At 74.9% G+C, this 6792-nt stretch carries 8 protein-coding genes; 6 read left to right on the forward strand and 2 right to left on the reverse strand.

What is annotated here, in order from left to right:
• Positions 1-224: 224 nt before the first annotated feature.
• Positions 225-1100: a GNAT family N-acetyltransferase gene (locus ACFV6I_RS23695; protein ID WP_350885688.1), complete on the forward strand. Its 876-nt coding sequence runs from the start codon at positions 225-227 to the stop codon at positions 1098-1100.
• A 70-nt stretch (positions 1101-1170) separates the two neighbouring features.
• A complete protein-coding gene (locus ACFV6I_RS23700; protein ID WP_063347629.1) occupies positions 1171-1722 on the forward strand; it encodes a GNAT family N-acetyltransferase in 552 nt (183 codons plus the stop codon).
• A 20-nt stretch (positions 1723-1742) separates the two neighbouring features.
• Here ACFV6I_RS23700 and ACFV6I_RS23705 read toward each other — a convergent pair whose 3' ends face one another.
• Positions 1743-2666, reverse strand: coding sequence for an aminoglycoside phosphotransferase family protein (locus tag ACFV6I_RS23705; protein WP_380427502.1), 924 nt, complete (start codon positions 2664-2666; stop codon positions 1743-1745).
• An 87-nt stretch (positions 2667-2753) separates the two neighbouring features.
• Positions 2754-3845 carry a DUF4439 domain-containing protein gene (locus ACFV6I_RS23710; RefSeq protein WP_380427504.1) on the reverse strand — a complete coding sequence of 364 codons (1092 nt, stop codon included), beginning with the start codon at positions 3843-3845 and terminating at the stop codon, positions 2754-2756.
• A 305-nt stretch (positions 3846-4150) separates the two neighbouring features.
• On the opposite strand from ACFV6I_RS23710, the gene rimP reads away from it, so the two are divergent.
• The 4 genes from rimP to ACFV6I_RS23730 all read left to right on the forward strand — a co-directional run.
• A complete protein-coding gene (gene rimP, locus ACFV6I_RS23715; protein WP_063347627.1) occupies positions 4151-4705 on the forward strand; it encodes a ribosome maturation factor RimP in 555 nt (184 codons plus the stop codon).
• 57 nt (positions 4706-4762) lie between these two features.
• Entirely contained in the window at positions 4763-5773 is a 1011-nt protein-coding gene (gene nusA / locus ACFV6I_RS23720; protein ID WP_063347626.1) for a transcription termination factor NusA, read from the forward strand.
• Between the two features lie 145 nt (positions 5774-5918).
• Positions 5919-6167, forward strand: a complete 249-nt coding sequence (locus ACFV6I_RS23725) for a YlxR family protein (RefSeq protein WP_063347625.1) — start codon at positions 5919-5921, stop codon at positions 6165-6167.
• Positions 6168-6416: 249 nt separating this feature from the next.
• Positions 6417-6792, forward strand: a 376-nt coding sequence (locus ACFV6I_RS23730) for a translation initiation factor IF-2 N-terminal domain-containing protein (protein WP_380427506.1), incomplete at its 3' end; no start/stop codon positions are given.

A 6792-nucleotide genomic window follows, 5' to 3' on the forward strand; every position in this document is an offset into this window, starting at 1 on the left:
CCCCGCGCCCCCCCCCCCCCGCCCCCCCGCGGCGCGGGGGGGGGGCCCGCCCGCTAGAGGGCGGTGGGGGGGCCCGTGCGACGCGGCCCCCCCCCGCGGCCGTAGTCGGGTGGCCCGCGGCCGTAGTCGGGTGGGGCCACGGTCGTAGCCGGGTGGGGCCACGGAGTAGGGTGCGGCCAGATTCGTCTCAGTGAGGTGCTGTCTCGATGCTCGATCGAGGTGTGATGCTCCCCGGCTCGTTCCAGGCCGCCCGCGCCCTGGCCACCACCCGCGTGCTGGAGCCCCCCGACCTCGCGGACGCCTTGGAGATCCTCCACCGCGACCCGGTCGCCAACTCCTTCGTCGCCACCCGGGTCGAGGCCGTCGGCCTGGACCCCTGGCGGCTCGGCGGCGAAATGTGGGGCTGGTACGACGGGGACGGTGCCCTCGCCGCGCTCTGCTACGCCGGGGCCAACCTCGTCCTGGTCGACGCCGGGCCGGAGGCCGTCGCGGCCTTCGCCGAGCGGGCCCGTCGGCAGGGCCGCCGCTGCTCCTCGATCGTCGGCCCGGCCGGGGCCACCGCCGCCTTCTGGGCGCTGCTGGAGCGCAGTTGGGGCCCGGCCCGCGAAGTCCGCGCCCACCAGCCGCTGTTGGCCACCGCCGTGCCCTCCGCCGAGATCGCGCCGGACCCGCTGGTGCGGCGGGTGCGGCGGGAGGAGATCGACGCGCTGATGCCCGCCTGCGTGGCGATGTTCACCGAGGAGGTCGGGGTCTCCCCGCTGGCCGGCGACGGCGGCCTGCTCTACCAGGCCCGGGTCGCCGAACTCGTGTCCGCCGGGCGGTCGTTCGCGCGTTTCACCGAGGACGGCGAGGTCGTCTTCAAGGCCGAGATCGGCGCCGTCACCGAGGGCGCCTGCCAGGTCCAGGGCGTCTGGGTCGCCCCCGGGTACCGGGGCCGGGGCCTCTCCGAGACCGGCATGGCCGCCGTCCTCGACCTCGCGCTGCGCGAGATCGCCCCGGTGGTCTCGCTCTACGTCAACGACTTCAACCTGCGGGCCCGGGCCGCCTACCGGCGGGTCGGCTTCCGCGAGGTCGGCGCGTTCATGAGCGTGCTGTTCTGAGCCCGCCCCCCGGGAGTTCGGTTCCGATCTTCGCCCGCGCCGGCGGCCCACGGGTAGTAACGTCCGAGGCATGGATCAGCTGACCGGGGTGACGATCGAGGCCATCGACCTTGCGGCCTGGGCGCCGCAGGCGCTGGAGGTCCAGGCGGTGGCGTTCGGCCTGACGGCCGAGGAGGTCGCCGTCCGGCTGCACATCGTCGGCCGGCACGCCCACCAGCCCGGGGTGATCGCGCTCGGCGCGATGAGCGGCGGTCGGCTGGTCGGCTTCGGCTACGGGATGCCCAACCAGCGCGACCACTGGTGGAGCACGGTGATCGAGCCCTACCTGGACGCGCGCGGCCACGACGCCTGGCTGGACGACGTGTTCGCCGTCACCGAGCTGCACGTGCTGCCCGAGTACCAGGGCCAGGGCGTCGGCTCCCGGCTGATCCGCACCCTCTGCGAGCGCTCCGGGCTGGAGCGCAGCATCCTCTCCGCGATCGACGCGGAGACCCCCGCCCGGCGGCTCTACCGGGCGCTCGGCTACCAGGACCTCGCCCGTGCGGTGCGCTTTCCCGCCACGGACCGGCTGTACGCGGTGATGGGGGCCCGGCTTCCGCTGCGCGGGCCGGGCGAGGCGTAGGGCGTGCCCCGGGGCTCGCGCTACAGCGCCCCGGCGAACTCCAGGTAGAGCTCGGCGTCCTCCCGGCGGCCGGCCGCCAGGGCCCGCAGGGCGAGGTCGACGGCCCGGAACAGCGTCCAGCCGCGCAGCCGTTCCCGGTCCACCTCCAGCGCGTCCGCGAGCTGGTGCAGCCGGCGGCGGACGGCCGCGGCCACGCCGGGGGAGCCGACCAGGGTGTCCGCCCGGTCCAGCGCCAGCCGGGCCAGGTCGAAGGCGCGCTCGCCGGCCAGCGGGCGCGGGTCGATCGCCAGCCAGGGCGCCCGGTCGGCGGCGAGCACGTTGCCGTGGTGGAAGTCCCCGTGGAGCAGGAGGGTCTCGGCGGCGGAGCCGGCCAGGCCGTCGGCCGTGTCCAGGGCCTCGGCGATCAGGGGCTCGGCCTCGGCTGCGCCGGGCAGGGCGCGGTGCCCGCGCAGCCGTTCCGCGGTGTCGGCGGTCCGGGCCGCGAGGGTCGGGAACGGGTGCTCCTCGGGCAGGGCGCTCCAGAGCCGGTGCAGCAGGCTGGTCGCCTCCAGCATCGCCTTCGCCTCGGCGAGCGAGCGCAGCGGGATGTCCCCGTGCAGCCGCTCCAGCAGCAGGACGCCCTCGGCGGGGTCCGCGTCCAGCAGCAGGACGGCTCCGCGCCCGGCCCAGTGGGCGAGCGCCGCGTGCTCCAGCGCGGTCTCGGGGGTCCGCAGGCCGGTCTTGAGGACGGCGGGGGAGAGGTCGTCGCGGTGGACGTAGGCGACCAGGCTCAGGCTGCCGCCGGGGTCGAGCACCCGCTCCAGGGTGAGGTCCCAGCGCGCCAGGTGGGCGGCCACCCGCGCGGGCAGCCCGGCCAGCCACTGCCGGCCCGGTTCGCCCTCGCTCGCCGCGACGCCGCGCGCCAGCCAGGCGGGGACGGTGATCTGCGGTGCTGCTCCCGACATGCCGACCTTCCGGTTGACGCTCCCCCGTTGGTGTTACCCGTCCATTGTCGGCCATGAACGGGAAACCGCAGGTCAGCGCCGCGGGCCCTAGGGGGTGGTGGCCGTGGGAGTGGGGAGGGGCTCGGGGATGCCGGGGAAGGCGGGGTCGGCCGCGCCCCAGCGGTGGGCGCGCAGGGCGCCGTCGCGCAGGGCGTCGGCGGCGGCGCCCCGCTGGGGGCCGGGGACGGCGGCGACCAGGTCGGCGTAGACGGTGGTGAGCCGGGTTTCGAGGTGGGCGGCGAGCTTGGTGGCGCCGGCCGCGTCGGTGACGGCGAACGGGAGCTGGTAGCCGGCGGCCGCGGCGGCCGGGGTGGCGCCGAGGGAGCCGATCAGCCGTTGCCAGGCGTCCCGCCGGGCCTCGTGGGCGGCGTAGGCGGTGCGGGCGTCGGTGCGCTGCTGGTCCTCGGGGAGCCGGGCGCCGACCCCGCCGTCGCCGTAGACGGCGGCGTGTTCGGCGCCGAGGGCGCCCTGGAGGGCGGTGACCGCTGCGGTGGCGGCGGGGTCGGCCGACGGGCCGGCGGAGGGGGAGCCGGTGGGCTGGTCGCTCGGGGGCGCGGTCGGCGCCTCGGTGGGGGTGGCGGCTGGGGGCGGGGCGACCAGCGGGGTGGTGTCGCCGAGGGCGACGGCGTGCAGCACGTCGGAGGCGGCGACCGAGGCGAGCAGCCGGGCCAGCGGCGGTCGGGCTGCGGCCAGGTCGGCGAGGCGGGCTTGGGCGGTCTGCCGTTCGAGTGCGGCGAGCGCGGCGGGGGTGCCGACCGGCGTTCCGCTCGGTGTCCCGCTCGGGCTGGTCGAGGGCGCGGTGGAGGGCGTGGTCGAGGGCGTGGCCGGGGGCGCCGGGGGGATCGAGGCGGCCGGCAGCCCGTAGGCGAGGGCGGCGCGGTGCTGGGCCACCTCGGCCCGGAGCGGCTGCAGCACGGCGGCCTGGGCGCCGCCCGGGCCTGCGAGCAGGGCGTCGTAGCCGGCCAGCAGGGTGTCGGTGGCGGCGATGGAGCGCAGGATGACCGGTTCGTCCGGGTTCGGCAGCGGGCCGCGGTTGCCGGGCATGGCGTCGTCGCCGCCGTGGGAGCCGGTGCAGGCGGTGAGGGTGGTGAGGGCGAGCAGCCCGAGAGCCAGGAGCGTGCGTCGGCTGGGCGGCTGCATGGGTGTCACTCCGGGGCGTGTGCGGGAGGGCGGCCTCCCCGCCTGCCCTTCGTAGGCGTGAATGATTACAGAATCCCCACGATTCCGGGCGGGGATTCGGATCTTGGGACGCCCCGGGAGTGGGTGTGAGCTTGCTCGCAGTGGGTGGCGTGCGCCCGGTCGGGGGTGGTCCGGAATCGGTGGTTCGCGGCTTCACCGGCTAGGCTTTGGGCCGAGCTGCCGTGACCCGGTGTGCGCCGGACCGGCGCCGGAGGGCGCGGAGCGACCTTCTGACAACAGCAGACGCGGCCGAGGAGTCCACCCGGATGAGCACCACCCACACCGACCGGCTGCGCGCGTTGCTGGAGCCGCTGGCCGTGCAGGCCGGTCTGGACCTGGAGGACGTCAAGGTCACCAAGGCCGGCAGCCGCCGCCAGGTGCAGATCGACGTCGACACCGACGGCGGCGTGGACATGGACGCCATCGCCGAGTTCAGCCGGGTGGTCGGTGAGGCTCTGGACGAGTCGGACCTGCTGGGCGACGAGCCCTACCTGCTGGAGGTCGGTTCGCCGGGCGCTGAGCGCTCGCTGGACCTGCCCCGGCACTGGCGTCGCGCGGAGGGCCGACTGGCCAAGATCCACCTGGTCGACGGCGGGGAGATCGTCGCCCGGGTGCTGGAGGCGGACGAGGACGGCGCGCTGGTCGAGGTGCAGCCGGTGAAGGGCCGTGGCCGTCCGAAGGAGCGCCGGCTGGCGTACGCCGAGGTGGATCGGGCGCGCGTGCAGGTCGAGTTCAACCGCAAGGACGACAAGCTCCTCGACGAGGCCGCGGACTACGCGGACGACGACGCCTCCGAGGAGGGGGACGACGGTGCGCTGTGACCTGCGCACCGCCCGGACCATGACGAACGTGACGAAAAAAGACGAGGAGGCGTAGCCGTGGACATCGACATGAGTGCCCTGCGCACGCTGGTCAACGAGAAGAACATCCCCTTCGACCTGCTGGTCGAGTCCATCGAGTCCGCCCTCCTCACCGCGTACCACCGCACCGAGGGCTCGCGCCGCCGCGCCCGGGTGCACCTGGACCGCAAGTCCGGCCACGTCACCGTGTGGGCGACGGAGGACCCGGCCGAGCTGGACGAGGGCGTCGAGCCCAAGGAGTTCGACGACACCCCGAACGGCTTCGGCCGGATCGCGTCCAGCATCGGCATCCAGGTGATGATGCAGCGTCTGCGCGACGCCGCCGACGACCAGACCTTCGGTGAGTACGCGGGCAAGGAGGGCGACATCGTCACCGGTGTCGTCCAGCAGGGCAACGACCCGAAGAACGTGCTGGTCGACATCGGCAAGCTGGAGGCCATCCTGCCGCCGCAGGAGCAGGTCCCGGGCGAGGACTACCGGCACGGCACCCGGCTGAAGTGCTACGTCGTGGCGGTGCGCCGCGGTGTGCGCGGGGCCTCGGTAACGCTGTCGCGGACGCACCCGAGCCTGGTGAAGAAGCTGTTCGCGCTGGAGGTCCCGGAGATCGCGGACGGCAGCGTGGAGATCGCGGCGATCGCCCGTGAGGCCGGCCACCGCACCAAGATCGCGGTCTGGTCGCGCCGGGCCGGGCTGAACGCCAAGGGCGCCTGCATCGGCCCGATGGGCAGCCGGGTGCGCGCGGTGATGGGCGAGCTGCACGGCGAGAAGATCGACATCGTCGACTGGTCGGAGGACCCCCGGGAGATGGTCGCCGCGGCGCTGTCCCCCGCACGGGTGACCAGCGTGGAGATCGTCGACCTGGCCCAGCGTTCCGCCCGGGTGATCGTGCCGGACTACCAGCTGTCGCTGGCGATCGGCAAGGAGGGGCAGAACGCCCGCCTCGCCGCCCGCCTCACCGGCTGGCGGATCGACATCCGTCCGGACACCGAGGGTCAGCCCGAGGACGGCGGTCGGGACACCGACCGCTGAGTGCGGCGCTGACCGGTCGTTCGCCCTGCCAAAGCCCCCCGTCGTTCCGCCCGGGATCGGTGGGGCGGCGCCATGTCCCTTCGGAGGGGTAGACTTGCCTTCGTCTGGCCGGACGCACGTCCGAGCACGCCCGGAACGCACCTGCGTGGGCTGCCGCAAGCGAGCGGCCAAGCACCAGCTGTTGCGTGTCACGGCGGTCGAGGGCGTCTGCGTCCCTGATCCCCGTGGTGCACTGCCGGGCCGGGGCGCTCACCTGCACCCCGATCCGGCCTGCCTCGACCTCGCGGTCCGCCGTCGGGCGTTTCCCCGGGCCTTCCGCCTCCAGGGGACGCTCGACACGGAGCGGCTCCGCGAGTTCATCGGGGAGCGGACCGTCGACACCCCGGCGCCCTGAGTCCATCAGGCCGCCCGGTGGGGCGACACCCGCTACGGCCGCCGCTCAGTGCGGCGGGAGAACCACCGCAACAAGCACGGTTCGCGGGCAGCCGCGTGCCGTGCCACCAGTCAGGTACCTCGCGATGTGGAAGTAGGTCGAGATTGCGATGAGCTCTCGATGAGTACGCGATGAGTACGCGATGGGTACGCCCATGAAGTAGCGACGGTCCGGCGGACGAGACACCCCGGACTCATAGACAGGAGTGAAGTGGCTAAGGTCCGGGTTTACGAACTCGCCAAGGAACTTGGCTTGGAGAGCAAGGCCGTCATGGCCAAGCTGACCGAGCTCGGTGAGTTCGTCCGTTCGGCGTCCTCGACGATTGAGGCGCCGGTCGTACGAAAGCTGACTGACGCGCTTGGTGTGGCCCCCACCGGTGGTGGTTCCGCTGCCAAGCCGGGCCCGCGCAAGAGCGCGGCGCCCCAGCCCGCGGGTGGCTCCGCCGCCGCGGGTGCACCCAAGCCGGGTGCTCCGACCCCGGGTCCGCGCCCCAGCGCGACCCCTGGTCCCCGTCCCACCCCGGCCGCGGGGCCCGGTGGCCCGTCCGCCCCCCCCCCCCCCCCCGCCCCCCCCCCCCCCCCACCCG

Source organism: Kitasatospora sp. NPDC059803 (assembly GCF_042732255.1).
GTDB lineage: Bacteria > Actinomycetota > Actinomycetes > Streptomycetales > Streptomycetaceae > Kitasatospora.